The 25,611-nt window shown below is 68.8% G+C and carries 21 protein-coding genes; 11 read left to right on the top strand and 10 right to left on the bottom strand.

Annotated features, from left to right (window positions below; translation table 11 throughout):
• Positions 1 to 88: 88 nt before the first annotated feature.
• Entirely contained in the window at positions 89 to 745 is a 657-nt protein-coding gene (locus tag Q0654_RS11830; protein WP_298854058.1) for a hypothetical protein, read from the bottom strand.
• Entirely contained in the window at positions 742 to 1,497 is a 756-nt protein-coding gene (locus Q0654_RS11825) for a hypothetical protein (RefSeq protein ID WP_298854056.1), read from the bottom strand. The genes Q0654_RS11830 and Q0654_RS11825 overlap by 4 nt, the downstream gene beginning before the upstream one ends.
• Before the next feature lie 341 nt (positions 1,498 to 1,838).
• Here Q0654_RS11825 and Q0654_RS11820 point away from each other — a divergent pair, with 341 nt between their 5' ends.
• The 3 genes from Q0654_RS11820 (at position 1,839) to Q0654_RS11810 (ending at position 4,942) form a co-directional block, all read left to right on the top strand.
• Positions 1,839 to 2,207, top strand: coding sequence for a YajD family HNH nuclease (locus Q0654_RS11820; protein WP_298854053.1), 369 nt, complete (start codon positions 1,839 to 1,841; stop codon positions 2,205 to 2,207).
• Positions 2,208 to 2,500: 293 nt separating this feature from the next.
• Complete coding sequence (locus Q0654_RS11815) at positions 2,501 to 3,991, top strand: serine hydrolase domain-containing protein (RefSeq protein WP_298854051.1); 1,491 nt, start codon at positions 2,501 to 2,503, stop codon at positions 3,989 to 3,991.
• 237 nt (positions 3,992 to 4,228) lie between these two features.
• Positions 4,229 to 4,942, top strand: a complete 714-nt coding sequence (locus Q0654_RS11810) for a DUF429 domain-containing protein (protein WP_298854049.1) — start codon at positions 4,229 to 4,231, stop codon at positions 4,940 to 4,942.
• Positions 4,943 to 5,003: 61 nt separating this feature from the next.
• On the opposite strand, the gene Q0654_RS11805 is transcribed toward Q0654_RS11810, so the two are convergent.
• Entirely contained in the window at positions 5,004 to 6,602 is a 1,599-nt protein-coding gene (locus Q0654_RS11805) for an SDR family oxidoreductase (protein ID WP_298854047.1), read from the bottom strand.
• A gap of 276 nt (positions 6,603 to 6,878) precedes the next feature.
• On the opposite strand from Q0654_RS11805, the gene Q0654_RS11800 reads away from it, so the two are divergent.
• Complete coding sequence (locus tag Q0654_RS11800) at positions 6,879 to 7,757, top strand: PhzF family phenazine biosynthesis isomerase (RefSeq protein ID WP_298854045.1); 879 nt, start codon at positions 6,879 to 6,881, stop codon at positions 7,755 to 7,757.
• A 323-nt stretch (positions 7,758 to 8,080) separates the two neighbouring features.
• Here the strand turns inward: Q0654_RS11800 and Q0654_RS11795 are convergent, their stop codons facing one another.
• Positions 8,081 to 9,712, bottom strand: coding sequence for a CSLREA domain-containing protein (locus tag Q0654_RS11795; RefSeq protein WP_298854043.1), 1,632 nt, complete (start codon positions 9,710 to 9,712; stop codon positions 8,081 to 8,083).
• A 308-nt stretch (positions 9,713 to 10,020) separates the two neighbouring features.
• Positions 10,021 to 10,818 carry a DUF2306 domain-containing protein gene (locus Q0654_RS11790; protein WP_298854042.1) on the bottom strand — a complete coding sequence of 266 codons (798 nt, stop codon included), beginning with the start codon at positions 10,816 to 10,818 and terminating at the stop codon, positions 10,021 to 10,023.
• A 188-nt stretch (positions 10,819 to 11,006) separates the two neighbouring features.
• Here Q0654_RS11790 and Q0654_RS11785 point away from each other — a divergent pair, with 188 nt between their 5' ends.
• From Q0654_RS11785 to Q0654_RS11775, 3 genes are all read left to right on the top strand, one after another.
• The gene (locus tag Q0654_RS11785) at positions 11,007 to 12,092 is read left to right on the top strand and encodes a helix-turn-helix domain-containing protein (RefSeq protein WP_298854040.1); all 1,086 of its coding nucleotides are present in this window, start codon (positions 11,007 to 11,009) and stop codon (positions 12,090 to 12,092) included.
• 75 nt (positions 12,093 to 12,167) lie between these two features.
• Positions 12,168 to 12,536 carry a hypothetical protein gene (locus tag Q0654_RS11780; RefSeq protein ID WP_298854038.1) on the top strand — a complete coding sequence of 123 codons (369 nt, stop codon included), beginning with the start codon at positions 12,168 to 12,170 and terminating at the stop codon, positions 12,534 to 12,536.
• 88 nt (positions 12,537 to 12,624) lie between these two features.
• Positions 12,625 to 13,134, top strand: coding sequence for a DUF1697 domain-containing protein (locus tag Q0654_RS11775; protein WP_298854037.1), 510 nt, complete (start codon positions 12,625 to 12,627; stop codon positions 13,132 to 13,134).
• A 38-nt stretch (positions 13,135 to 13,172) separates the two neighbouring features.
• Here the strand turns inward: Q0654_RS11775 and Q0654_RS11770 are convergent, their stop codons facing one another.
• Positions 13,173 to 13,835 (bottom strand): glutathione S-transferase family protein, encoded by a 663-nt coding sequence (locus tag Q0654_RS11770; protein WP_298854035.1) that lies wholly within the window; start codon positions 13,833 to 13,835, stop codon positions 13,173 to 13,175.
• Positions 13,836 to 14,082: 247 nt separating this feature from the next.
• Between Q0654_RS11770 and Q0654_RS11765 the strand changes: the two genes are divergently transcribed.
• Positions 14,083 to 15,357 (top strand): Glu/Leu/Phe/Val dehydrogenase, encoded by a 1,275-nt coding sequence (locus tag Q0654_RS11765; protein ID WP_298854033.1) that lies wholly within the window; start codon positions 14,083 to 14,085, stop codon positions 15,355 to 15,357.
• Between the two features lie 235 nt (positions 15,358 to 15,592).
• Here the strand turns inward: Q0654_RS11765 and Q0654_RS11760 are convergent, their stop codons facing one another.
• The 3 genes from Q0654_RS11760 to trmY form a co-directional block, all read right to left on the bottom strand.
• A complete protein-coding gene (locus Q0654_RS11760) occupies positions 15,593 to 17,134 on the bottom strand; it encodes an AbgT family transporter (RefSeq protein ID WP_298854031.1) in 1,542 nt (513 codons plus the stop codon).
• A 504-nt stretch (positions 17,135 to 17,638) separates the two neighbouring features.
• Positions 17,639 to 18,043 carry a hypothetical protein gene (locus Q0654_RS11755; RefSeq protein ID WP_298854029.1) on the bottom strand — a complete coding sequence of 135 codons (405 nt, stop codon included), beginning with the start codon at positions 18,041 to 18,043 and terminating at the stop codon, positions 17,639 to 17,641.
• A 256-nt stretch (positions 18,044 to 18,299) separates the two neighbouring features.
• Positions 18,300 to 18,893: a tRNA (pseudouridine(54)-N(1))-methyltransferase TrmY gene (gene trmY, locus Q0654_RS11750; RefSeq protein ID WP_298854027.1), complete on the bottom strand. Its 594-nt coding sequence runs from the start codon at positions 18,891 to 18,893 to the stop codon at positions 18,300 to 18,302.
• Positions 18,894 to 19,221: 328 nt separating this feature from the next.
• On the opposite strand from trmY, the gene Q0654_RS11745 reads away from it, so the two are divergent.
• The 3 genes from Q0654_RS11745 to Q0654_RS11735 are packed head-to-tail and all read left to right on the top strand — an operon-like array spanning position 19,222 to position 24,138.
• On the top strand, positions 19,222 to 20,391 hold the full coding sequence (locus Q0654_RS11745; protein ID WP_298854025.1) for an efflux RND transporter periplasmic adaptor subunit: 1,170 nt from the start codon (positions 19,222 to 19,224) through the stop codon (positions 20,389 to 20,391).
• A gap of 13 nt (positions 20,392 to 20,404) precedes the next feature.
• Positions 20,405 to 23,518: an efflux RND transporter permease subunit gene (locus Q0654_RS11740; protein ID WP_298854023.1), complete on the top strand. Its 3,114-nt coding sequence runs from the start codon at positions 20,405 to 20,407 to the stop codon at positions 23,516 to 23,518.
• The gene (locus Q0654_RS11735) at positions 23,515 to 24,138 is read left to right on the top strand and encodes a TetR/AcrR family transcriptional regulator (RefSeq protein WP_298854021.1); all 624 of its coding nucleotides are present in this window, start codon (positions 23,515 to 23,517) and stop codon (positions 24,136 to 24,138) included. Before Q0654_RS11740 ends, Q0654_RS11735 begins: the two co-directional genes overlap by 4 nt.
• Positions 24,139 to 24,675: 537 nt before the next feature.
• On the opposite strand, the gene metF is transcribed toward Q0654_RS11735, so the two are convergent.
• Positions 24,676 to 25,500 (bottom strand): methylenetetrahydrofolate reductase [NAD(P)H], encoded by an 825-nt coding sequence (gene metF / locus Q0654_RS11730; protein ID WP_298854084.1) that lies wholly within the window; start codon positions 25,498 to 25,500, stop codon positions 24,676 to 24,678.
• Positions 25,501 to 25,611 lie beyond the last annotated feature (111 nt).

The raw sequence follows: 25,611 nt of genomic DNA, 5'->3' as shown, positions 1-25,611 counted from the left end.
CACGCATGCGCCGCCAGTTCCAAGGAGCTGGCCTGGTGGAAGCAGGCCAGTACCGTGCGAGCGCCTGGCTCATGTCCGATGCGCGGTCTCAGGGACTTCGCTTGCTGCCGCGCGCAGGCGCCTCGACAACCCGGTGCAGGCTCAGCAGCCCGGTATCGCGAATGGCGATCTGCTGTCGGGTTTCAATACCGTTGGCGATCGACCCCATGTAGCCACCGGCCACCCACATCGTCTGCACACGCTGGCCGCTGATGCGATCGATGCCGCTGCCGTTCGCGTCGCGGTCGACTTGGATCAGCAGGTAGGCTGCGAGGCTGCCGGCTTGCGGGAACAGCCGCAGCGAGAAGTAGTCTCCTCGCGCGGTGAATTCGTCGAAGCCGTAACGACGCAGGGGCTGGCGAGAGGCATCAAGCACGCTGACCGACGCGCCCAGCAGATAGTCCCTGCCGATGTGCAGGAACAGATCGAGCTCCTGCTGGGCGCTGACTTCGTCCAGTTGCAGCAGCAGAGCCGGCTCGGCCGTGGCCTCACGCTCAAGGCACGCCGCAGTCTTGCGGAAGTCGCCCCGCCAGAGCGCCTGCTTGCCCGGTGCCAGTGCGGCGGCGGGCAGCTCGGCAAGCGAGGAGGCGCAAGGCCCGGTGGCCGCCCACGGCGGCGGCTCTGCCGGTGGCTTCGGTGCATTCGCTGCGCAGCCAGCCAACAGCAGCAGGCCCGCGCAGGCCAGGCTGCGATGCGCCCAGTTCATGCGCGGCTGAGCAGCTGCGCCAGACGCTCAGCGACGCGCCGGAACGCCTGCTCCAAACCGTCCACAGGCGCTGTGCCGGCGGCCTTCAGCGCATCGAAATCGGGATAGGCGTGGGTCGGGTCCGGGCTGACCTGCACGGTGGCACCGGTGTTCGGGAACACGTTGTTGTGCGTGATCACTTCCTGGAACAGCTCGGTCTTGCCGCTTGCATCCATCAGGCGCGCGGTGAGGATCACGGTCGGTCGATAGGGCGCGCCATCGCTGGAGCCTGCCGACGCCAGCCCGACGAAGCCGAAGTTCACGTCCAGCAGGGCCTGCGCAGCGGACTCGCTGGGGCCGGGATAGCTCTTGCGAATGCCCCACATGTTGCGTGCGACTTTGGGCTTGCCGGCTTCCACGTTGCCATTCGGCCAGCTGAGTACGTAGCCCTCGCGCTCCATGGCTTCGGCGAAGGCGCTTCGGAAGGTTTCCACATGATCGAACTGCTTTGCCTCGACCTGCTCTCTCAGCCAGCTCCGGCGCGTTGCGAGGTGGGACTCGGCGACCAGGGCGCCGATCAGGCCGAAGCTGTGTCCCGGGTTGTTGACGATGAGCACGTCCAGCTCGGTCGGCCGCATCGGTAGGACTTCAATCTGCTTCAGGTCCGCATGCGCAGCAGCGTTGAAGGGGCGGCTCTTGGGCGTGGAAACACAGCCGCCCAACAGGGTCAGGCTGAGCAGGAGAAGGGCGGTGACACGGGCGCTCAATCGCATGGTAATACTCGCTCGCAGGGAAGTGCCCGCATCAGGGATGAGGGCGGGGTGGGAAAAGGGGAGTGCTAAGGAAAGGCGCAGGGCCACAGACGCAACAGCCGATCCCCCAATCGGCGCTGCGAGATTCTTCATGGCTCGACGCCAGATCGCAAGCAGCAGTTCCGTCAGAGGGTGACACCCGAGGCGCCCTGCAGCGCGTGATCCGAGGCATGCTGCTCGATGCTTGGAGCGTCGCTTGGCTGATGGTTGGCATTGAACCGCCAGCGGCCGTCCGTAGAGACCTCAGCTCTGGCCTAACCGAAGTTCACGCAGTTCGGCAGTCTGCGACCCAGGAGGTGCCCATGAAGCCGATCGATTCCGCCAAGCTCGATGCCATCGTCGCTGCCGCCCACCGCAGCGCGCGCGAGCGCAACCTGGGCTATCGCGAGCAGGCGCTGAAGATGTACCCGTGGGTCTGCGGCCGCTGCGCGCGCGAGTTCAGCCACAGCAATCTGCGCGAGCTGACCGTGCATCACCGCAACCACAACCACCAGGACAACCCGCCGGACGGGTCGAACTGGGAGCTGCTCTGCCTGTACTGCCACGACAACGAGCACCAGCGCCAGATCGAGCTGGGCAACAGCATGGGGCTCGATGACCGGATTGAACCGGCCACGTCCAACCCCTTCGCCGCGCTGGGGGAGCTGCTCAAGGCCAAGACCCAGCGCTGAGCCTTGCCCCGCGGTCGGAGCATGCGACCCGGCCATGCTTCGCCCAGGATGGCTCAGCCAAGCGCGTGGATCCGGGGCGAGGGCGTGTCCGAGGATGGCTGGAGGTACTTGCGTCGAGCACCTCCGGTTTCTAGGTCTTCCCCGCCCCTGTCCCATCCGACGACCTCTCCATCTGCCTGGCATGGCCCGGTTGCGGTTTGCGCTGGGCTTCCGGGCTGGGCAGCTGAGGATCGACGGAAAGACGATCGAGCTGCGTTGGAAAGCCACCTGTTCCGGGCGTTGGAAGAATGACCATGAATCGCGACACGGATGTCCGGCGCGCTCGCGCCGTGCTGGCGGGCTGTGGGCTGAGCGCGTTGATGGCGTTTACGGCGGTGGTGCGGGCCGCCGACACCTGCAACGAGTCGGGCGCCGATTCGACCACCTCTGCCGCCAGCCTGAGCGCGCAGCAGCTACTGCAGGCCTTGATTTCGACGAATGGCGTGCCCGGCATGGGCGCTGCGGTCGGGCAGGGCGATCAGGTGCTGTGGACGGGCTGTGCGGGCTTCCGTGACGTCGAAGCCGAGGCGCCGGTGCGGCGGGACACAGTGTTCCGCCTGGCCAGCGTGTCCAAGCTTCTCGCTGCGACCGCAGCGGCCAAGCTGGCGGAGGACGGTCTGCTGGAGCTCGATGCCCCGGCGGGCGAGACGCTGGAATGGCTGCCCCCCGCCTGGCGCGCGCCGACGCCGCGGCAGCTTGTCGCGCATATCGCGGGCGCGCCGCACTACATCGCCGAGGATTTCAACGCGCTCGGCGATATCCACTTTGCGACCGGTCGCGATGCGGTCGGCTACTTCTCAGGCCGCGCCCTGCTGTCGCCGCCGGGCACCGCGTACCACTATTCATCCTGGGGCTACACCGTGCTGGGTGCGGTGATCGAAGCGCGCTCGGGCCTGCATTTCCTCGACTACGTGCGCGAGCATCTCACCCGGGACTTGGCCATTGACGCCGACGGCAGCCGCCCGTCGCAGGAGTCGGCGCTGTACGACATCGAGCGCGGCCCAGCGCGGCGGATACCGCGCACGGACATGAGCTACACCTGGGGCGGCGGCGGCCTCGCCGCGACGCCCGAAGCGCTTGTTCGCTTTGGCAGTCGCCTGATGGCTGAGGGCATCGTCAGCGGTGAGACCTGGCAGGCGATGCTGCAGCCCGCCCGACTGGCCGACGGCGCGCCGGTGCGCGATCGCGACTACGAAGTCGGCCTGGGCTGGCGCGTCGGCACCGATGCTGACGGCGCGCGGATCGCGCACCATGCCGGTGTCACCGCCGGCGCTCGCAGCGTGCTGCTGCTCTGGCCGGGCGAACGCATTGCAGTCAGCGTGCTCTCCAACGCGTCCTGGATTTCGTCCATCGAGTCGACCGCGCAGGTGCTGGCCGCGCCTTTCCGTCCGGCGCCGGCTGGCCTGGTTGCCAATGCCTGCCCAGTCAGTGGCCGGATGTCGGCGCGTCTGAAAGGCGAGACCTTCGAAGCAGTGGCTGACTTCCGCTTGGAGGAGGGCCGCTGCGTCGGTGAGATCGAGGCCGCCGAACCGTTGCGTGCGCACTTCAAGGGCGCCTATCGCTGGCCGGATCAGCGTCTGCACGTCATCGCGATGGAGGCGGACGGCCATCTCGTTCGCGCAGGCCTTGCCACGCCCTACGGCCTGTATGAGCTGCGTGCGACCGGGCCCGGGCGCTGGTCGGCTGCGCTTGGCAGCAGTGCGTTGCTCGAACTGGTGATGACCGACGTCGAAGCGGGGCAGTGATCGAGGGCGCTATCCGCGCTTGTTGATGTCGAGCCTCCGCGACGTCAAAGCGCGAAGCGGACAAACCGCGTTCTGAGCGTACCCGGCTGACCCACAGCCGCGCCGACGATGCGGGGACAGTGCGTGAAGAGATGCGTCGTTGGCTCGCGTCGACGCTCGTACGGGAAGGGCGTTGGGTAAGCTCGTCATCACCTTCCTTTTGACGGCAACCGAGCAAGGGTGCCACGAGAATTCTTCATGCCTGAGCATCGTGTCTCCCTGATCGGCGTCGACGGCGCCAAGACCGGCTGGTTCGCGGCCTGGCGCTCCGCGAACGGCTTCGCCTTCGACTACTACGCGCGCGCCGAGCACCTGGTCGCTGCACATGCGGGGGCCGCCTGCATCGCGGTCGATGTGCCGATCGGGCTGTCGGACAAGGGTGCGCGGGCTCCGGACGGCTTGGCGCGGTCCTTTGTCGGCGGCAGGCGGGCGAGCAGCGTGTTCAGCGCGCCGGTGCGCGGCGTGCTGGATGCGCAAAGCCAGCGCGAGGCCTCAGCGCGGCATCGCGAGATCGATGGCCGCGGCTTTGGCGCGCAGGCCTTCGGCATCCTTCCCAAGATCCGCGAGTGGGACACGCTGCTGCGTGCGGATGCCAACGCGCGTCGCGTGGTGCGTGAGATCCATCCCGAGGTGTCGTTCGCTGCGATGAACGCGGGTGTGGGTCTGGTTGCGCCGAAGCGCAGCGAGGAAGGTCACCGCCAGCGCGTTGATCTGCTCGGTGCGCACTTCGGGCTGGTCGCCGTGCAGGCTCTGGTTGAAGAAGTCCCGCGCCGCATCGCCGCCGCCGACGACGTGGCCGACGCGCTGGCCGCGCTGTGGACAGCAGAGCGCATCCACGCCGGCCGCGCGGGCTCTTTGCCTGCACCGCCGGCAGAGGACGGCGCGGGCCTGCAGACGGCGATCTGGTACTGAATCGAGCGGGCGCTGCGCGGTCGCGACCCCGGCGTGGCAGCACGCGACCGCCGATCCGCCCTCACCAATCCGTCGGCGCGTAGTCCTTCAGGAATTGCCCCCACAAGTGCTCGCCGGTGTTGAAGCCGTGGATGATCGGGTCGACGATGCGGGCGGCGCCGTCGACGATGTCGAGCGGCGGGTGGAAGCGTTCCTCGCGCACTTTCTTCGCGGCGATCTCGGCGGGATCTTCGTCGGTCACCCAGCCGGTGTCGACGCTGTTCATGTGGATGCCGCTGCCGTGGTAATCGGCAGCCGAGGTGCGCGTCATCATGTTCAGCGCGGCCTTCGCCATGTTGGTGTGCGGGTGCCGGGTGGTCTTGAAGTTGCGGTAGAACTGCCCTTCCATCGCCGACACGTTGACGATGTGCTTGTCATGGGTGTGCTCGCAGCCGGGCGGCGTGCGCAGCAGCAGCGGCTTCAGTCGCGCATTGATGATGAAGGGCGCGATGGCGTTGACCAGCTGCGTTTCCAGCAGCTCGACCGAGGGCACTTCGTCCAGCAGCAGGCGCCATGAGTTGCGCCCGCGCAGGTCGACCTGCTGCAGGTCCTGGTCCAGCCGGCCTTCGGGAAACAGATGCTGCTGGCCCAGCAGTTCGTCGGCCAGCAGGGGCACCTGCGAGAGTTCGGCGGCGCGGGTCAGGCCATCGGCGCCAGCGAGGCTGTGTGCGTGCGCTGTCGGCAGCGTGGCGCTGCCCGCATTCGGCAGCAGGTCGACGCTGCGCAGCCCTTCATAGCTGCCGATCAGTTTGCGCACCGTGTCGGGCAAGGCCTGCAGGGCCGCGGTCTCGCCGGCCATCATGTGCGCGTAGAACTGCGGCGGGCGGCGCACCGTCTGGCAGGCGTTGTTGATGATGAAGTCCAGCCGTGATCGCGTGGCCAGCAGTTGGCTGCAGAAGGCTTCGACGCTGGGCGTATGGCGCAGGTCCAGGCCGAAGATCTCCAGCCGATGGCCCCACTCGGCGAAGTCGGGTTCTGCGGCATAGCGCGCTGCGGAGTCGCGCGGAAAGCGCGTGGTCACGATCAGTTCGGCGCCCGCGCGCAGCAGCTTCAAGCCCGCCTGGTAGCCGATCTTGACGCGGCCGCCGGTCAGCAGCGCCACGCGGCCGCGCAGGTCGGCGGTTTCGGTGCGCTTGAAGTAGTTCAGCTCCGCACAGGTCGGGCACATCTGGTCGTAGAAGTGGTGCAGCTGGGCGTACTTCTGCTTGCAGACATAGCAGTGGCGCAGCTCCGGCGAGTGCAGCGGCTCCGCGCTGGCGGCCTCGCCCTCGCCGTTGCGGGCGCCGTGCAGGCCGGCGGCATGCGGCGGGAAGTAGTTCGGCGTGCTGAACACCGGCTTGCGTCGCAGCACGCGGATGCCGGTCTGATCGAGCAGGGCTTCGGCCTCGCGCACCTTTTCCTGATGGCGTTGCTTGGCCTGCTGCTTGAGCTTCTTGCGACGCGCCTTCGGTTCGGGGTCGCTGACCTTGGCGACGACGCGATGCAGACGCGCGCGCTCGGCGTCGGGCAGGGCGTCGAGCAGGCTGCGGTCGGCATCGATCTGCTCCAGCAGATCCAGCGCCGCGCGCAGGCGTTCGCTGAGGGAGATGTCGTCGGCAGCGGGCGGGGCAGTCGTAGTCAAGAGAGATCCGGGAAAGGCAGCGCCGGCCAGCAGGGCATGCTGGCGGGCAGGGCAAAGGGGGCGACAGGATACCGGGCTCGGTCGCGCTTGCCGCCTCGGTCACGCGCATGCTGAGGGCGCGAACCTGCGAGTGCTCGGAGCGGCGGGCATTCAGGGCAGCGCGGAGCGACACAGGCTGGATACCCGCGAGGCGACCGTTGGCATCCGCCCAGCGGTGCTTGCGCGCCGGCTGGCGTGCCCCGACTGTGTTCCGCCCACTCACCGCTGGTCCGGCCCATGACTGACAAGGATTCCCTGCCCAAGCTCGTGGATGCGCGCCTTTCGCGCATCGCCGCCTTCACCCGCACGCCGGGAGGCGGCAATCCTGCAGGCGTCTGGATCGATGAGGTGCTGCCGCCCCCGGAGGACATGCAGGCCATCGCGGCTGCCGTGGGCTACTCCGAAACCGTGTTCATCGCGCCCGTCGCGGGCGCGCGCCGGCAGGCCCGCTACTACAGCCCGCTGGCCGAGGTGCCTTTCTGTGGACACGCCACGATTGCCGCCGGCGTGCTGCTGGGCCAGGGCGGCGAAAGCGGGCGCCTGTGGCTGGACACCCGGGTCGGCGAGATCGCCCTCGACATCGCACTGGATGCGAGCAGCGCCCCGCCGGCGCCGGTGGCCAGCCTGACCTCGGTCGCTACCGCACAGCGCCCGCTGCCGCCGGGCCTGCTCGACGAGACGCTTGCGCTGCTGGCCTGGCCGCAGGAGGCGCTTGACGCCGAATTGCCGGCGACCCTGGCCTATGCCGGCGCCCTCCATCTCGTGCTGGCGGTGCGCGAGCGCGCGCAGTTGTCGGCGCTGAGCTATCCGTTCGAAGCCTTGAAGGCACTGATGCTCAAGCACGAGCTGACCACGCTGCAGCTGGTCTGGCGTGAACACGCGACGCGCTTCCATGCGCGCAACCCATTCCCTGTCGGTGGGGTCGTCGAGGACCCGGCCACCGGTGCTGCCGCAGCCGCATTCGCCGGCTGGCTGCGCGATGCGGACCTGCTGGCCGCGCCCTTCAGCCTGCAGATCCTCCAGGGCGAAGACATGGGGCGCCCCAGCCTGATCGAGGTTGAAGCGCCCGCCGCAGGCGGGATCGCGGTGCGCGGGCGCGGCGTGCTGATCGAATAGCGCGCGCGGTGGGGCCGGCTTCGTCCGGGTGGCGACTCATCCCGCCTGAATGGCATGTGGGGTAACGGGGGCCAGCATGGCGGCGCATGAGCCGGCAGCGCCGTACTCGTCAACGGGCCCGGCACCGCCATGAACACCGCGACCTGCTGCGAGCTGAGTGGCGACTGCACCTTGGTCTGCGTGAACATCGCGTCCGTCGGGCCGAGGCCCAGATCTCGCTCTGCGATCCGCCGCCGCAAGGACGGTGGCGACGGGTCGACCGGCCTGAAGCTGTGCGTGCGCGGCTCGCGCGTCTGGCGAGCGAGCGCGGCGGCGCTGTGGCCCTACTGCTCGAAGGCCCCCGCATCGCAGGCGCCATCGCTGCGCGTCGCGCCGCGCACATCGCTGGCGAGGCAGGTGCCGCTGCTGGCGGGGATGAAGTCGCGCTGCGGCCGCGGCATGCCGTCGCTGTTCCAACCGGTGACGGTGAATTCACCGCCGAAGCTGCCGAGCGAAAGGCCGAACACGGCGTCGCTGGCCTGCAGCTGGTCGACGCCGGCCAGTCGCGGGCAGGCCGATGCCGAAGGGCCGAACTGGTTGCCGCCGCCGGAGGTCACTGCGCCGTGGCCGCTGACACAGCTGGACAGCACCAGGCTGTTCTCGATCCGCGCGAACTGGTTGATCGAGGCACAGGCCGTGTCGTAGGGGAAGCGCAGGGCCCTGCCGGCGTGCGCGTTGACGGTGACGTGGGTCAGAAAGGCGGTGCCGGGCAGCCACGCAGCGGCGCCATCGATCGCCTGATTGCCCTGCAGGGACACGTTCTGCAGGCCCACGGAATGGCAGCGCGCGTGGATGCCGCCGCCCTGTCGCGCCACGTTGCCGGTGAAGCTGCTGGCCAGGATCGCCGCCTCGCCGGTGAGTTCGGCCATGAACACCCCGCCGCCGTCGCCGCCTGAGGTGGTGTTGTCGCGCACCTCGACGCCGGACAGCTGCAGTCGCCCCTGCGCGGCGATGCCGCCGCCGCTGTAGGCGAGATTGCCCTCCACCTGCGTGTTCCAGACCAGCAGCGGCTGCTGCTGCACGGCCACGAAGCGCGGCCCGCGCCACAGGCCGCCGCCTTCTGCGGCCGCTGTGTTCTGGGCAATCCGCAGCTGGTGGTTGCCGAAGATCGACAGGCCCATGTCGCCCGTCACGGCGACACCGCCGCCGTTGCGCCCCGCCTCGTTGGCGGCGATCTTCATGCCGCCCTCGGCGATCACCATCGTGTTGGCGGGGCCAATCAGCATCATCTGTTTGGCGATGAGGCCGCCGCCGTCACGGCCTGCCCGGTTGCCGTGGATGGCGAGATCGCCGCCACGCAGGATGGCGTCGTAGTGAAGCTTGATGCCGCCGCCGTCATAGGTCGCGACGTTGTCGCGCACTTCGACGTCGGTGAGCATGAGCTCGGAACCCAGCACCGACAGGCCGCCGCCTTCGATCGCCCTGCAGTGTTCGACGTCGACGCGCTGCATGGCGTAGCGCGAGGCGGACTTCGCAAACTGCACGCAGCCGCCCGAATCGCCGCGGCCATGCGAAATGGCGAGGTCGCTGACGCGGGCGTCCAGCGGCGTCGGAGACGCACTCCAGAACGCCAGCACGGCGTCATCGGCATCACGCAGCAGCAGGTGGGTCCAGCGGATGCGGGTCCTGGTCCGCCCCACGCCGACGATGTCGACATCGTCCTGCACCCACAGCGGACCGCTGTCGCTCGTAAAGCCGCCGTCGGCGCCCGACCGGCTCAGCAGATAGGTGGCGGCGCCCAGCTGGACGGTGTCGCGCCCGGCGCGCGCATTGGCGGCATTGATGGCTTCGCGCAGGGAGCAGTCGGTGCGCAGGCAGGCGCCGGGCACCGGGTCATCGGTGCGGGTGACGACGAAGGTGGCGGCGAACGCGTGGGTGCTGCAGACGAGGCCCAGCAGGGCGGCGGCGATGCGCATCGAAGTTCTCCTGAAGTGGATGGCAGTTCAGGGAACGGCGAATGCCGCGAACAGGGGCCAGGCGAGCCGAAGGCGGTCGTGGTGCATGCTGCGGCCCGCCGGTCGCGTGTCACTTGCAGAACCCTGAGAGCCTCTCAGCCTCGCGTCGCGGGGCGGGTGTTCTCGAAGAAACATGGGGGCGTCATCCCCGCGCATGTGGGGATCCAGGACTCGTGCGACTGCGGCAAGCGACACTGGGCCCCCACCTACGTGGGGGCGACGATCAATGGGGTCGCAAGCGTTCTGTTTCTCGAGAGGGGCCGGGCTCGCTACAGCCGCGGCGCCCACAGGAACAGCCAGGCGGCGAGCCCGCCCGCGGCGGTGAGCGCGGCGGCAAGACCGAGCACGGCGGCGACCGCGTATCGATGGATCGCGCGCGGCGCGCGCTGGGCGGCGAAGTAGAGCTCAAGCACACCCAGCGGCAGCAGCCAGCTCAGCACGCTGACCGCGAGGAAGACGGGGCCGTCCACCTCCAGTCGGCGCCCCGTGGCCGCCAGCAGCATGCCGGCCAGCACCATGCCGAGCCGCAGGAACCACACGCCGTTGACCAGCAGGAAAGCGCGCAGGGCGTGGCGGCGGTGGGAGGCGAAGTCGCGCCGTCGCGCGGCGCGCCAGGTCAGGGCAAGCGCCAGCAGGATCAACACGCCGTTGGCGCTGGTCGACAGCGCGCTGCCGAGGTTGAGCTGCGAGCCGCGGATCCAGGTCAGGTAGAAGCCGCTGAGGGTGACGATCAAGGCGCTGAGCAGGAATAGCCGGCCGTTCCAGCGATGCAGCCAGGGCCAGCGCTGGCGGATTGCCGGCAGCAGCTGCAGCAGGCCGGACAGGGTCATCAGCGCGCCCAGCAGCAGGTGGGCGATGAGCTGGGCGTTTCCCAGCGTGTCGCCGGGCTGGTAGCCGGTCAGATGCGGCTTGTCGTTCAGACCGGGCAGGTCGCCAGCGGCGAGCCGCGGCAGCACGAAGGCGAAGATGAAGGCGGCAAACGCCGCCTGCCCGGCGGCGGCGCCGAGGAACCACAGCGCGGCGGCGCGGGACAGGGCGCGATGGCCAGGTATCGGGGCGAGCGACATGCAGGTCTCCGTCGGGTGTCGATGGGCACCACCCTTGCCGATCCGCTCGCGCGCGTCCTACCGATTCGCGAATCGACCGGTCGGATCGCAATGCGGCCAGCGTCCGCAGGCTTGCCATTCAGCTGAGCGCACTTGCCAACTGCGCCCGCGCTGCCCAGGCTTTGGCCAACGGAATTCGGAGCGCGGACATGGATCTCGTCGAGCAGGCCCTGACTGGCGTGGTGGTCGCCCTGGCCCTGGCCTCGGTGCTGGTGTTGCTGAGGCGTCCGCGCAAGAGCGCAGCCGAGCTGCTGTTCGCGCTGTTCTGCGGCTCGCTGGCGCTCAGCGTGCTGGCGCCGGCCTGGCCCTCCGCCCCCGGCTGGGCGCTGCTGGCCTTGGCGGTGGGCGGCTGCGCCACCTGCAATGCCTACTGGCTGGTGTCGCGCGCGCTGTTCCGGGGCGAGGCGGGCGTGGGTCCGGCCGAAGTCGCGGCGGCCGCCGGCATCGCCCTGCTGATCGTCGCCTGTCATGCGCTGAAGGCCGCCGGCATGGACGGTGTTGCTTTGAGCGCGCTCGGCGCATTGCTGACGCTGGCGAGCTCGACGGTGCTGGTGCTGGCCCTGGTCGAGGCGCTGCGCGGCTATCGGCAAGCGGATGCTCGCGAACGTCTGCTCAGGCGAGGCTTCATCGTCGTGTACGGCGGCTGCGTGCTGCTGGCGACGCTGTCCGGCGCGGTCGCCGATGTCGACTTCGGCTGGGCTGGGCCGCATCGCCTGGTGGTGCTGGGCTGCGCGCTGTCCATCCTGGTCTTCACGCATGTGGCGCTGGAGCTGCGGCGTCGCGCGCTGCCCGCAGATGCGGCCGCCCAGCCCGTCGACGCCGAGGCTTCCGAGGCGGCCAGCCCCGATGGCCGGGCGCTGGCGGCGGCCCTGGTGCGTGCGCTCGAGGTGGACCGCCTGTACCGTCAGCCTGAACTCAAGGTGGCGGAGCTCGCCGAGCACGTCGGCAGCAGGGAGCATCGGGTCAGTCGCGTCATCAGGCAGGTGCTGGGCGCGCCGAACTTCAGCCAGTGGGTCAATCGCTATCGCATCGAGCATGCCTGCCGCCTGCTGCGCGAACAGCCGCGACGCAGCGTGCTCGACATCAGCCTCGACGCGGGCTTCGGTTCCCTGGGGCCCTTCAACCGCGCCTTCAAGGCGGCGACCGGCTGCACCCCGAGCGCGTGGCGCGCGCAAAGTCTGCGCTCGATGGGCGGCGAGTTGCCCGCCGGCGCCACGCTGTCGTCCGAGTCCTGAGTATCACGCACTGCCCGAGTCCCCAGACCGCTTCCCCCCTGACCGCTGGCCCACTGTCCCGAGGAGATCCGCCCCATGCTGCGTTCCTGCGTTTTGCTGCTGTGTCTGTGCGCTGCCGTGGCCGCCTCTGCCGATGATGACCTGAGCGGCAACTGGAGCGTGGATCTGGCCAGCGAGCCCGGCCAGGTCTACACCCAGCCGATGCAGCTCAGCCTCAATGAAGACGGCACGGTCGAGGGCAGCTTCTACAACAGCGAGATCCAGGCTGGCCGCTGGAAGCTGGACCGCGGTCGGCTGTGCGCGAGCTTTCGCACCACCGACGGGGCGGGGCCGTACCACAGCGCGGTCTGCCTGGTCGGCGACGAGGCCGTGGGCCAGACCTGGGCCGAGCACCGCGACTTCCTGTTCAACTGGAACGCGACGCGGGTGAACGACGCACCGTGAGGCGCGCACTGCGACCCGGATTGTTGAGGCTCGATCTTGCGCGGCTGCCTCGGCGCGCGACCGTCGCGCGCGCAGTTCGGGCCAGCGCGTGACGGTGTTCATCGGCCTGCTGCGGGCGGTGAATGTCGGTGGCACCGGCCGCCTGCCGATGGCCGATCTGGTCGCGATGGCGCAGGCCGCAGGATTCGCCCGCGTCCGCACCTACATCGCCAGCGGCAACCTGGTGTTCGAGAGCGAGCGCAGCGCAGCGGAGGTCAAGGCCACGCTGGAGCAGGCGCTGGCGCGCTATGCCGGCAAGCCGGTGGCGGTGATGGTGCGCAGCGCCAGCGAGCTGGCCGCGGTGCTGGCCGCCAACCCGTTTCCAGACTGCGCGCCGAATCGGACAGTCACCGTGTTCCTGGATGCGCCGCCGACGCCCGACTACCGCGTGGGCCTGTTCGCCCCCGATGGCGAGGAGGTCGTGGCCGGCGTGCGCGAGCTCTACATCCACTACGGCGCAGGCATGGCCCAGTCGCGCTTCAAGCTGCCCGCCGCGCAGGCAGGCACGGCGCGCAACATGAACACGGTCGCGCGGCTGGTGGCGATGTCGCGCGAGTAGGCGGGGCGGCTGGGGCTGTCGTGGCGTCCATTCCGGCTTCAATCACGATCCGGCGCGCCCAGCGGAAAGTAACTCCGGTACGGGCGAGCCTCGTCGACCGCGCGCTTGAATGAAGGTCGCGCCAGCAGGCGCTCGCGATAGGCGCGCAGGGTGGCGAAGCCTGGCTCGATCGGGTGGGTCCAGTCGGCGTAGAACAGAAAGGGGGCTGCCGCGCAGTCGGCGAGGCTGAAGTCCTCGCCCGCCGCCCACGTGCGCCCAGCCAATCGGGTATCCAGCCAGGCATAAGCGGTTTCCAGCATGCGTCGCGCCTGCCGGACGCCGTGTGGATCGCGGTCGACTTCCGCACAGAGGCGGTCGAACACCACCTTCTGCTGCGGCGTCGAGATGTAGTTGTCGAACAGACGATCCAGCATGCGCACCTCGAGTGCAGCGGCCGGATCGGAGGGAATCAGCCTGACCGGTCCGGGATGATGGATCTGCAGATGCTCGATCACGCAGCTCGCTTCCATCACCACGCGATCGCCGTCAACGAGGATCGGAAAGCGGCCAATCGGCCATAGCGCATCGAACTCGGCCTTGGCTTGGGGATCTTCCAGATGACGGTAGTCGAAGGCGGTGGCGTTCTCGTACAGCGCGATCAGCACCTTCTGGAAGTAGGACGAGAAGGGGTGGGCGTAGAGGCGGGGCAAGGCGGTCGGCATGGGCGTTTCCGGCGGTTGGCTCTGTCTCTGTCGAAGCCGAGTGGCGAAGATCGACAGGCCGTGCTGTCGCGGCAGTGTGGCGAATGCCGCGATCCTGCCGCGCGCCGCACAGGTTGCACACGTGCCTGGCTCGCGCGCCAACGCATTCGCAGGGGGCACTGGCGCGCCGTGAAATGCTGCTGGGCACATCGTCTTGCCAGCCGCGCTGGCAGACTCTGGGGAAGTTCAACCGACCGAAGGACTGTCCATGGCCCGCACGGAGGATGTTGCACTGCCCGATCTGTTCGACGCGGCCTATGCCCGCGTGCAGCAGGCGGCGAAGCGGATCGGCACGCCGGAGGATGTTCTGGCGCAGTTGCATTACCCGAAGGAGACGCTGGCGGCCAACCTGCTGCTGCGTCGCGATGACGGCAGCCTGTCGGCGTTCAAGGCCTGGCGCTGTCGCTACAGCGATGCGCTGGGGCCAACCAAGGGCGGCCTGCGCTTCCACGCCGACAGCAATCTGCGCGAGGTGATGGCGTTGGCGCTATGGATGACCTGCAAATGCGCCGTGGTCGACCTGCCTTTCGGCGGTGCCAAGGGCGCGGTCTGCGTCGACCCGCACGCGCTCTCCGACATGGAGCGACAGCGCCTGACCCACGCCTGGGTGCAGGCCTTCCGGCAGATGCTGGGCCCCGATCGCGACATTCCAGCGCCCGATGTGTCGACCGGCCCGCGCGAGATGGCCTGGATCGCGGATGAGTATTCGCGGCTGATCGGCCAGCCCGAGCCGGCGGTGGTCACCGGCAAGCCGGTCGGCTTCCATGGCTCGGAGGGCCGCGGCGGGGCGACCGGCTACGGCGGCTTCCGCGTGCTCTGCGCGCTGGCGCAGCGGCTCGATCTGAAGCCCGAGGACACGCGCGTGGCCATCATCGGCTTCGGCAATGCCGGTGGCGAGATCGCCACCCACCTGCAGGCGGCCGGCTATCGCATCGTTGGCATCGCCGACTCCCGCGGTGCGGTCAGCTGCCGCCAGGGCCTGCCGCTGGAGGACGTGCGCCGCGCCAAGGCCGAGCACGGCAGCGTACGCGGCTTCGAGGGCAAGGGCGTCAAGCGCTACAAGGACCCTGCGGCCCTGGTCGGCCTCGATTGCGACCTGCTGATTCCCGCCGCCCTGCAGAACCAGATCCACGCCGACAATGCGGCCGAGGTGCGCGCACGAGTGGTGCTGGAGCTGGCCAATGGGCCGACCACGCCCGAGGCCGATGCCATCCTTGATAAACGGGGCGTGCAGGTGGTGCCGGACATTCTCGCGAATGCAGGTGGCGTCACCGTGTCCTACTTCGAGTGGCTGCAGAACCGCAGTCGCGATCGCTGGTCCGCGACGACGGTGCGTTCGCGGCTGGAGGACACCCTCGATGATGCGGCGCGACGGGTGGCCGACACCGCGGTCGAGCTCGACAGCAGCCTGCGCATGGCGGCCTATGCCGTGGCGCTGCGGCGGCTGCAGTTGGCGCTGCTGGCGCATTCGCCGAAGGGCTAGGGGGCAGGGGGTATGGCTTGCGGTGGGCCAGGGCCCACCCTGTGGAAGCGCTGGCTGATCCCGCATAGGGTGGGCCCTGGCCCACCATGAGCTGCACGCTTGCCTCACCACTCACAGCACGCAGCATGCGACTCGCGAACCTCGGCACACCTCGACCGCGCGGCTGACGCCCCTGGTCCTGCTCGGCATGCTGGCTCCGGTGCTCATGGCACTCGGGCTGGCGTAGCACGCGCCCTCAGAACCCCAGCGGAATCCCGAACACGTAGAAGCCCACCAGCAGCGTGGTCCAGACCACCAGGAAAGCCGCCGAGTAGGGGACCATCATCAGCAGCATCTCGCCGAAGCTGAGCTCGGGCCGGTAGCGGCGCATGAAGGCGAGGATGATGCCGGCGTACATCATCATCGGCGAGACCACATTGGTGGCCGAGTCGGCGACGCGATAGGCGGCCGAGACGAGGTCCGGCGTCATCTCCGGACTGACGAAGTACAGCATCGGAATGAAGATCGGCCCAAGCAGCATCCATTTCGAGGTGAGTCCGCCGATGAACAGGTTGATCGTGGCGGTGGCCAGCACGAAGCCGATCAGAAGCAGCACCGGTGACTCATCAAGGCTGAGCGCCAGCAGGGCCTGGCCGCCGAGGTAGGTGATCCAGGCGCCGAGCCCGCTGTAGGTGAGCAGACCGAGGAAGTTGTAGGCGAAGAACGTCAGCACCAGGATGTAGCCGATGGTGTTCATCTGCTTCACCATCGCATTGACCGCGTCCTGGGCGCGCTTGAAGGTGCCGGCGCCGATGCCGAAGCCCAGGCCGACGCAGGCGAAGAACAGCGAGATCAGCAGGATCACGTTGTTCATGTAGGGCACGATGCGACGACCCTCGGCGTTTTCGAACGCGGCCAGTGGGCCCAGGATCAGGCCTGCGATGAGCGCCGCAGCCACCAGCAGGCCAATGCCCGCGCCGACGAGGCCGCGGCGCTCCTCAGGCGACAGCGCGAACTCGCCGAGGCCAAGGTCCGCCGGCACCACGAAGGACTGCCGCTCCAGCCTGGGCTGCACGAACCAGCGCGTGACCAGGGCGCCGGTGGCGGCCAGTACGAAGGTTGAGGTGGCGATGAACCAGTAGTGCATGGTCGCCGCCTGCAGCGGCTCGCCCGCGGCATTGGCGAAGGGTACGCCCTGCGCTTCGGCAAAGGCCTGCGCGTTGACGCCGATGATCACGTCGATCGGCGTGCCCGGCACCAGATTGGCCGAGAAGCCCGCAGAGACACCGGCAAACGCCGCGGCCATGCCGATCAGCGGGTTCTTGCCCATGCCGGCGTAGAGCATGCCGGCCAGCGGGATCAGGATCAGATAGCCGGCATCGGTGGCCAGCGAGCTCAGGATGCCCAGCAGCACCAGCAGCAGCGGCAGCAGCGATTGCGGCACGAGCAGGGCCATGCGCTTGATCAGCGCACTCAGCAGGCCCGACTGCTCGGCGATGCCGATCGCCAGGATCACCACCAGGATCACGCCGAGCACGCCGCCGCCGAAGCCCAGCCAGTTGGTCAGCAGGGCGTTGTCGAAGATCCAGCGCACCTGCTCGGCCTCCGCCATGCTGCGGATGCTGTAGGTCTGCAGCTCGCCGCCGGCGCCCATGCTCTCGAAGCTGTGGCCGCCGAGCAGCACCGAGGCGACGAAGGCGATCACGAAGAAGGCCATGAACAGCAGGATCGGGTCGGGGATCCGCTTGGCCCAGCGCTCGATGAAGCCGCCTTGGTTCGTGCCCGTCTGTTCGCTCATCTGCGCTGTGTCCCGGTGGAGTCCGCGGGGCAGGGTACCGCAGGCGCCCGCGTGGCTCAGGCGAAGGCTTCGATTCGTCTGTCTGGCGCCTGTCGTGTCGGTGCCCTCAGCGCGGAGCCTGTCCTCGCTGAAGCACCCGCATCGCCAGTTGTGCAGCTCCATCTGCGTTGACGCAGCCTCGGGGGTGCAGGCCTGCCGCTGCAACGCGTGCGTCTGGCGCCTTGACCGGGGCCCACCCTGCAGGCGCGGGATCACCAGCCCAGGGCAGTGCGGCAGCTGTCCGCGTTGCCGTTACTCAACTGGTGCGCGACTTCAGGGCAACACGGATCAGGTCCCTGCTGTCCTTGTTCAGTGATCGTGCGTCCGGCGCAGGTCCGGACTCGCGTGTTCTGGATGACGCGCCTACGCGCTCGGTTCGCGACCGCACCCTCCATCGCGCGCGGCAACGCTGGATTCTTCAGCGTTGCCTTGGATCGCGCGCCTCATTGCTGGCTTTGCCCTGTCTTATGGACTGGCTGCGTCGAGTGCACTCGACGCTGGATCCGGACAGCCGAATTCAAGGTAGTGGTTGTAGCCACCATCGGCACGCAGGAAGCGCTCGGCGCGTTCCAGATGGCAGTCGAGGAAGACCATGTCCGGCGCGTGGCTCAGGCGCAGGACATGGCCACCGCCCGGGGTAACGCTGCCCTGGCTGGCGTTCGACGCAAGCTTCAGGCAGTTCGCCACGGTTCTGCCGGCCTGCGGGGTCAGGCCGTACTCGACGGCCTCGCAGTGATAGCCCGTGAGGATCCGGGTCGGCGTGGCCACCGCAATGATGTGGGTGTCGACGGGGGTGAGGCGACGCGTTCCAGCGTCGGCTTCGAGGGAAGGCAGAACGGAGGCAATGCCCAGGGCAAGCGAAACAAGCATGGCAGGGATCTCGTATGGATAAGGGCTCAAAGTGGCAACGCGCGGGCCGACGCTCCGGTCGGGGAATCCAGCGGTCGAGGAATCAACAGGACACAAGGAATCTCGGCGACAGCGCCGACATCCGGGGCGGCGCAGGGCGACGGAGTGGCGCCACAGGCCGCGATGGCAAGCCTGCCTCAGCGGCTGCTCTTGGGTCTCCACCGCGCGTCCATGGCGCGGTAACGATGGGGTATCGCCGCGCCGACTGCGCCGCGTTTCAGGCCTGATCCAGCGCGTGGTGGATGAGCACGACGCACTGCGAGGCGAACAGCATCTTCGAGCCCAGCGAGATCTTGCGTGCCCCCAGTCGATCGAGGCCGTGCAGGGTGTTCTTCGGCATCGGGATATGGTCGGTCAGCAGGAAGCAGGGTCGGGGCGCGATGGGCTGGTCACTGATCGGGCTGCCCTTGCGGTCCATCACATAGAGCGTGTGGTCCTGCGCAAGGCCCTGCACGAGGCGCTCGAAGCTGGTCGTGGACACGCTTACGCCCGGCTCGACCGCGCGGGTCTCGTCCTTGCCCATGCCGACCGATGCATCCAGCGCGCGGGCGACCCGGCCCAGCAGGCGCCGCTCGTCGAAGCCGCCGAGATCCTGCAGCGCGTTCGACTCGAAGCGGATCGAGCGCGAGTAGTCGCGCGTGCTTTCCAGCACCAGGTAGACGACGACATCGGGGCGGTGCGACTGCGCCACGAAGATCGCGTTCATCAGCGTATGGGCGAGGATCTCGGTGTGCGCGTCCTGGCCGACCGCCGCGAGCAGGCCGGCGCTGTCGGTCGGTGCGGCGCGTGCGCGCAGGACAAAGGTTCGCATTGGCTTCCGTCGAGTGAGGGGCGCGCCGGGGCCGCGCGGCCGGGGATTGTCCGCGCAAACGGCCGGAGGGTCGACCCGGGTGGGCGCGATCCTGCCGTGACCCGCGGCAGGCTCAGGACGCGCCCGCTTGCGTGTCGTCGGCAGTCGAGCGGGCGCAGCTCGCAGCGCCCGGCCGTGAATGCGCCGCTGCCTGAACCGCGACCCTGCCGGGGCCATGCAATGGCCTTCGACGGTGCCGGTATCGACTTGACAGCGCTGGCCATGAGAAGAGAATGAACGCTCACTCATTTTCCGGTGCGGCCGTCGCCGCGCTCTCCCAGAGGCCCCCATGCGCAGTCCCGCCCCTCACCTCACGCGCGCCCTGACCCTGTGCGCTGTCCTTTCGCTGTCGGCCTGCGGTGCGCCGGAGCCGCCCGCCGCGCCGCCGCCGCCCGAGGTCAGTGTGGTCACCCTGGGCACCCAGCCGGTCAGCGTGACCCGCGAGCTCGCCGGCCGCACGGTGCCCTACGTGGTCGCCGAGGTGCGCCCGCAGGTGAGCGGCATCGTCAAGCAGCGTGCATTCACGGAAGGCGCGCGCGTTGAAGCCGGCGAGTTGCTGTACCAGATCGATGACGCCAGCTATCGGGCGGATCGCGACCGCGCCAGCGCTGCCCTGGCGCGCGCGGAGGCCACGCTGAACTCGACCCGTTTGCAGGCGCGTCGCGCCGCCGAGCTGGCCGAGAAGCGCTTGCTCAGCGCGCAGGACAACGAGCTCGCCGCGGCGGCCTTCCAGCAGGCACAGGCCGACGTGGCCGCAGCCCGCGCCCAGCTCGCGGCGGCCGAGGTGACGCTGGCCTATGCGCGCCTCGTGGCGCCGATCAGCGGCCAGATCGGCAAGTCCAGCGTCACCCAGGGCGCGCTGGTGACCGCCAACCAGACCGAGCCGCTGGCGACGATCCAGCAGCTCGATCCGATGTATGTGGATCTAGCGCAGTCCAGCGCCGAGCTGCTCGCGCTGCGTCGCGAGGTGGCGGCCGGCACCCTCGAACGGTCCGAGGGCGTGCCGGTGACCCTGCTGCTGGAAGACGGCAGCGTCTATGCCCAGCAGGGCCGCCTGCAGTTCGCCGATGTCACCGTCGACCCGGGCACCGGCAGCTACGCGCTGCGCGTGCTCGTGCCGAATCCGGATGGCCTGCTGCTGCCCGGCATGTACGTGCGTGCGCAGGTCGACATGGGCCAGCGCCCGCAGGGCATCCTGGCCCCGCAGCAGGCGATCACCCGCGACCCGAAGGGCCAGGCGGTAGCGATGGTGGTGAACGCCGAGGATGTGGTCGAAGCGCGCGTGCTTGGCGCCAGCCGGACCCTGGGCGACCAGTGGCTGGTGGACCAAGGCCTGCAGGCGGGAGAGCGCGTGATCGTCGAGGGCCTGCAGAAGGTGCGTCCGGGCATGCAGGTGCGGGTGGTGGAAGCGTCGATGGCCGATCCGCAGTCGGCGCCCAGCGCCGCAGACGCCGAATAGGCGGAGATCGACCATGGCTCGCTTCTTCATCGACCGGCCGATCTTCGCCTGGGTCATCGCCATCATCATCATGCTGGCCGGCCTGCTCGCGCTGACCCAGCTGCCGATCTCCCGCTACCCGACCATCGCGCCGCCCTCGGTCACCATCAGCGCCAGCTACCCCGGTGCCTCCGCACAGGCGGTCGAGAACTCGGTGACCCAGATCATCGAGCAGGCCATGACCGGCCTCGATGGCCTCGACTACATGTCGGCCACCAGCGACTCGAACGGCAGCGTCAGCGTCACTCTCACCTTCGCCACCGGCACCGACCCCGACATCGCCCAGGTGCAGGTGCAGAACAAGCTGCAGCTGGCCACCGCGCTGCTGCCACAGATCGTGCAGCAGCAGGGCATCAGCGTGACCAAGGCGAGCTCGGGCTTCCTGCAGGTGCTGGCCTTCGTCTCCGAGGACGGCAGCATGGACCGCGGCGACATTTCGGACTACGTGGCCGCGACGATTGTCGATCCGCTGAGCCGCGTGGCGGGCGTCGGCAGCGTGCAGGTGTTCGGCGGCAAGTACGCGATGCGGATCTGGCTCGACCCCGGCAAGCTCAACACCTACCGGCTGGTGCCGGCGGATGTGATCGAAGCCATCCGCGCGCAGAACGCGCAGGTGGCGGTGGGCCAGCTGGGCGGTACGCCGGCCGTCGACGACCAGCAGCTCAACGCAACAATCACTGCGCAGGACCGTCTGCAGACGCCTGAGCAGTTCCGCAACATCGTGCTGCGCAGCGGCGGCGACGGTTCGGTGCTGCGGCTGGGCGATGTCGCCCGCGTCGAGATCGGCTCCGACAACTATTCGGTGATCAGCCGCTACAACGGCCAGCCCGCAGCGGGCGTGGCGGTCTCGCTGGCGACCAATGCCAATGCGCTGGCCACCGCCGACCGCATCGCTGCGCTGATGGAGCGCATGCAGCCGGGCTTTCCCACCGGGCTTGCGGTCAAGATCCCCTTCGACACCACGCCCTTCGTGCGCGTCTCGATCAATGAGGTCGTCAAGACCCTGATCGAGGCGGTGGTGCTGGTGTTCCTGGTGATCTACCTGTTCCTGCAGAACTTCCGCGCCACGCTGATTCCGACCATCGCGGTGCCGGTGGTGCTGCTGGGCACGCTGGCGATCCTGCTGGCGCTGGGCTTCTCGATCAACATGCTGACCATGTTCGCGATGGTGCTGGCGATCGGCCTGCTGGTCGACGACGCCATCGTGGTGGTCGAGAACGTCGAGCGGGTGATGAGCGAGGAAGGCCTGTCGCCGCTGGAGGCCACGCGCAAGTCGATGGACCAGATCACCGGCGCCCTCGTCGGCATCGGCCTGGTGCTGGCGGCGGTGTTCGTGCCCATGGCCTTCCTGACCGGCTCGACCGGCGTGATCTACCGCCAGTTCACGGCGACGATTGTCTCCGCGATGGGCCTGTCGGTGCTGGTCGCGATCATTCTCACCCCGGCGCTGTGCGCGACCATGCTCAAGCCGCTGAAGAAGGGCGAGCACCACGGCGAGCGCGGCTTCTTCGGCTGGTTCAACCGCACGTTCGATGCGGGCAACCGCCGCTACCAGGGCATGGTCGAGCGCATGCTCCGGCGCAGCGGCCGCTTCCTGCTGCTGTACGGCCTGCTGGCCGGGGTGATGGTGTTCGTGTTCCTGCGGGTGCCGTCCTCGTTCCTTCCCGATGAGGACCAGGGCGTGATGTTCACCATCGTGCAGACCCCGGTCGGCGCCACCCAGCAGCGCACCCAGAAGGTCATGGAGCAGGTCGAGCGGCACTATCTGGAAAACGAATCCGAGCACGTGGTCTCGACCTTTTCGGTGCAGGGCTTCAGCTTCGCCGGCAGCGGCCAGAACAACGGCATGGTCTTCGTCAAGCTGAGGGACTGGGATGAGCGCAGCAGCGACGAGGCCAGCGTTGGCGCCCTGGTCGGCCGCGCCATGGGCGCTTTCAGCCAGATCAAGGACGCCATGGTGTTCGCGCTGGCACCGCCGCCGGTGACCGAGCTCGGCACCACCGGTGGCTTCAATCTCTACCTGAAGGACAACGCCGGCGCCGGCCACGAGGCCCTGCTGGCGGCGCGCAACCAGCTGCTTGGCGCGGCCGCGCAGAGCCCGCTGCTGAGTGGCGTGCGTCCGAATGGTCAGGAAGACACGCCGCAGTTCCGTCTGCAGATCGATACCGAGAAGGCCGCCGCGCTGGGCGTTCCGGTGGCCAGCATCAACAACACCCTGAGCGTGGCCTGGGGCGGCCAGTACGTCGATGACTTCATCGACCGCGGCCGGGTCAAGCGCGTCTACGTGCAGGCCGATGCGCCGTTCCGGATGGTGCCGGAGGACTTCGCGCAGTGGTACACGCGCAATGCCACCGGTGAGATGGTGCCGTTCTCCGCCTTCGCCAGCACCCGCTGGGAATACGGCTCGCCGCGGCTGGAGCGCTTCAATGGCGTCTCGGCCATGAACATCACCGGCACGCCGGCGCCGGGCGTGAGTTCCGGCGACGCCATGGCCGAGATCGAGCGCATCGTCGGCGAGCTGCCGCAGGGCTTCGGCATCGAGTGGAGCGGCCAGTCCTACCAGGAGCGCGCGGCCAGCGCGCAGACGCCGATGCTCTACGCGCTGTCGGTGCTGATCGTGTTCCTCTGTCTGGCCGCGCTGTACGAGAGCTGGTCGATCCCGACCTCGGTGCTGCTGGTGGTGCCGCTGGGCATCCTCGGCACCGTGCTGTTCACCTGGACGCGCGGGCTGGAGCGCGACGTCTACTTCCAGGTCGGCATGCTCACCACGGTCGGGCTCGCCAGCAAGAACGCGGTGCTGATCATCGAGTTCGCCAAGGCCAACGTGGAGGCCGGCATGGCGCTGGTCGAGGGTACGCTGGCGGCGATCCGCGACCGCCTGCGGCCGATCCTGATGACCTCGATCGCCTTCGGTTTCGGCGTGCTGCCGCTGGCGCTCGCCACCGGCGCGGGCTCGGGCGCGCAGCGTGCGATCGGCACCGGCGTGGTCGGCGGCATGCTCGCCGGCACCTTCCTCGGCATCTTCTTCATTCCGCTGTTCTTCGTCGTGATCCGCCGGCTGATGCAGGGCAGGCAGGTGCAGCCATGAGCGCCATCGAAGAGCGCAGCAGCGGCAAGTCCACGGCGCGCGCGCAGGCCCAGCGCGCGCGCATCCTCGATGCTGCGCGTGCCTGCTTTGCCGAGCGCGGCTTCCACGGCGCCAGCATCGCCAACATCGCCCAGGCCGCCGGGATCAGCCAAGGCCTGATCTACCGCTACTTCACCAACAAGGCGGCGATCGTGCATGCGATCGTCGACGAGCAGCGCATCCGGCGCGGCGAGACCCTGGCCGGCATCACCAGCTGCGAGGCCCTGGTGGACGTGGTGATCGCGAAGCTGCAGAACTGGCGTACGCGCAGCGGCGGTTCCGAAGGCGACTTCGACCCCACCCTGTTTCTTGAGATCACCGCCGAGGCAACCCGCGACGCGGACGTGGCTTCGGTGCTGGCCGAGCATGAGCGATCGATCTGGGCGGATCTCAGCGGATTGCTTGCGCGCAGCGCCGAGCTGCGCAGCCTGCGCCTCTCGACGGGCGAGCTGCAGCAGCGCACCCTGGTGCTGCGCTGCCTGCTCGACGGCATGGTGCTGAACTGGGTGCGCGACCCGGGGATCGACGCCGAGCAGCTCCGCCGCAGCCTGCACGTCGCCTGTGCGGGGCTGTTGGCCTGATGCGCGGCAGCTGGCGCTGGCGTGCTCGCCGGGCGCTGCCCGGATCTCGTTTGGCGAAGGCCCTGCGTCGTGCCTGCCGGCCGGGTCGAACGGGAAGGCGCGTATTGCGGCGGCGACGACAGGTTCGGCTTCGCTTGATGCCGCGCCTCTTGGAGACTCGTTGGTGGATGCGCTGCGCTTATCCACCCTACAAGTACGTTTGACGCCAGTACCCGAACGAAGCTTCGGACCGTTGTGCGCGTAGGGCAGATAAGCGAAGCGCATCTGCCAACAAGGACGATGGACGCCACGCCTGCAGCGAAGCCCCAGACCGCCCCACGCGTAGGGCAGATAAGCGAAGCGCATCTGCCAACAAGAACGATGGACGCCATGCCTGCAGCGAAGCCTCAGGGCGTCGCACGCGTAGGGCAGATAAGCAAAGCGCATCCGCCAACAAGAACGATGGACGCCATGCCTGCAGCGAAGCCCCAGACCGGCCCACGCGCTGAGCAGACAAGCGCAGCGCATCCGCGGACCGTTCGAGGTGATGAGACGCCCTCAGCCCAGCCGTTCCAGCACCGCCAGCGTCGGCTTGGCCAGGTTCAGCGAGTAGAAGTGCAGCTCGGGCGCGCCGCCCTCGATCAGGCGTCGGCACAGCTGGGCCACCGCATCGGCACCGAATTCGCGCACCGCGGCGGCATCGTCGCCATAGGCTTGCATGCGTTTGGCCATCCAGCGCGGGATCTCGGCGCCGCACATTTCGGAGAAGCGGCGCAGCTGGCTGTAGTTCGAGATCGGCATGATGCCGGGCACGATCGGGATGTCGATGCCCTCGCGGCGCACTGCGTCGACGAAAGCGAAGTAGGCGTCGGCGTTGTAGAAGTACTGCGTGATCGCTGAATTCGCGCCCGCGCGCACCTTGGTGCAGAAGTGCTTGAGATCGGCCAGCGCGTCGTCGGCCTGCGGATGCACTTCCGGGTAGGCGGCGACCTCGATGTGGAAGTGCTCGCCGGTCTCTGTGCGAATGAACTCCACAAGTTCGCTGGCATAGCGGAAGTCGCCCGGCCGGGCCATGCCCGAGGGCAGGTCGCCGCGCAGGGCGACGATGCGGCGGCAGCCGATTTCGCGGTAGCGCTGCAGCAGCTCGCGGATCTCTTCGCGGGTGCCGCCCACGCAGGACAGGTGCGGCGCGGCGTCCAGCCCGTGCTGGTCGTGCAGGCCGCGCACGGTGTCGGCGGTGTAGGACAGGGTCGATCCGCCGGCGCCGAAGGTCACCGAAACGAAGCGAGGTGCGTACTCCTTGAGCTTTTCGGCAGTGCGGTCGAGCTGGCTGCGCTGCTCGTCGGTCTTGGGCGGAAAGAATTCGAAGGACAGCGAGGGCAGGGCAGGCATGTATCGCTCTATCGCGATGGAAAGTGTGCGCGATGGTAGCGGCATGCACGCGCCGCGGGAAGCGGCGAGGCGAGCGGACCGCGGGGCACGCGGGCTCGCGGT

Origin of the sequence: uncultured Aquimonas sp., from assembly GCF_937888285.1 — a bacterium.
In the GTDB taxonomy this organism is placed as follows: Bacteria; Pseudomonadota; Gammaproteobacteria; order Xanthomonadales; family Xanthomonadaceae; genus Aquimonas.
The sequence above is the reverse complement of the archived record's forward strand: the minus strand, read 5'-3'. Positions and strand labels throughout refer to the sequence as shown.

Bases quoted from the DNA above. Each gene is read 5' to 3' on its own strand.
- Q0654_RS11830 (WP_298854058.1), bottom strand. From the start codon at position 745: ATGAACTGGGCGCATCGCAGCCTGGCCTGCGCGGGCCTGCTGCTGTTG.
- Q0654_RS11825 (WP_298854056.1), bottom strand. From the start codon at position 1,497: ATGCGATTGAGCGCCCGTGTCACCGCCCTTCTCCTGCTCAGCCTGACC.
- Q0654_RS11820 (WP_298854053.1), top strand. From the start codon at position 1,839: ATGAAGCCGATCGATTCCGCCAAGCTCGATGCCATCGTCGCTGCCGCC.
- Q0654_RS11815 (WP_298854051.1), top strand. From the start codon at position 2,501: ATGAATCGCGACACGGATGTCCGGCGCGCTCGCGCCGTGCTGGCGGGC.
- Q0654_RS11810 (WP_298854049.1), top strand. From the start codon at position 4,229: ATGCCTGAGCATCGTGTCTCCCTGATCGGCGTCGACGGCGCCAAGACC.
- Q0654_RS11800 (WP_298854045.1), top strand. From the start codon at position 6,879: ATGACTGACAAGGATTCCCTGCCCAAGCTCGTGGATGCGCGCCTTTCG.
- Q0654_RS11795 (WP_298854043.1), bottom strand. From the start codon at position 9,712: ATGCGCATCGCCGCCGCCCTGCTGGGCCTCGTCTGCAGCACCCACGCG.
- Q0654_RS11790 (WP_298854042.1), bottom strand. From the start codon at position 10,818: ATGTCGCTCGCCCCGATACCTGGCCATCGCGCCCTGTCCCGCGCCGCC.
- Q0654_RS11785 (WP_298854040.1), top strand. From the start codon at position 11,007: ATGGATCTCGTCGAGCAGGCCCTGACTGGCGTGGTGGTCGCCCTGGCC.
- Q0654_RS11780 (WP_298854038.1), top strand. From the start codon at position 12,168: ATGCTGCGTTCCTGCGTTTTGCTGCTGTGTCTGTGCGCTGCCGTGGCC.
- Q0654_RS11770 (WP_298854035.1), bottom strand. From the start codon at position 13,835: ATGCCGACCGCCTTGCCCCGCCTCTACGCCCACCCCTTCTCGTCCTAC.
- Q0654_RS11765 (WP_298854033.1), top strand. From the start codon at position 14,083: ATGGCCCGCACGGAGGATGTTGCACTGCCCGATCTGTTCGACGCGGCC.
- Q0654_RS11760 (WP_298854031.1), bottom strand. From the start codon at position 17,134: ATGAGCGAACAGACGGGCACGAACCAAGGCGGCTTCATCGAGCGCTGG.
- Q0654_RS11755 (WP_298854029.1), bottom strand. From the start codon at position 18,043: ATGCTTGTTTCGCTTGCCCTGGGCATTGCCTCCGTTCTGCCTTCCCTC.
- trmY (WP_298854027.1), bottom strand. From the start codon at position 18,893: ATGCGAACCTTTGTCCTGCGCGCACGCGCCGCACCGACCGACAGCGCC.
- Q0654_RS11745 (WP_298854025.1), top strand. From the start codon at position 19,222: ATGCGCAGTCCCGCCCCTCACCTCACGCGCGCCCTGACCCTGTGCGCT.
- Q0654_RS11740 (WP_298854023.1), top strand. From the start codon at position 20,405: ATGGCTCGCTTCTTCATCGACCGGCCGATCTTCGCCTGGGTCATCGCC.
- Q0654_RS11735 (WP_298854021.1), top strand. From the start codon at position 23,515: ATGAGCGCCATCGAAGAGCGCAGCAGCGGCAAGTCCACGGCGCGCGCG.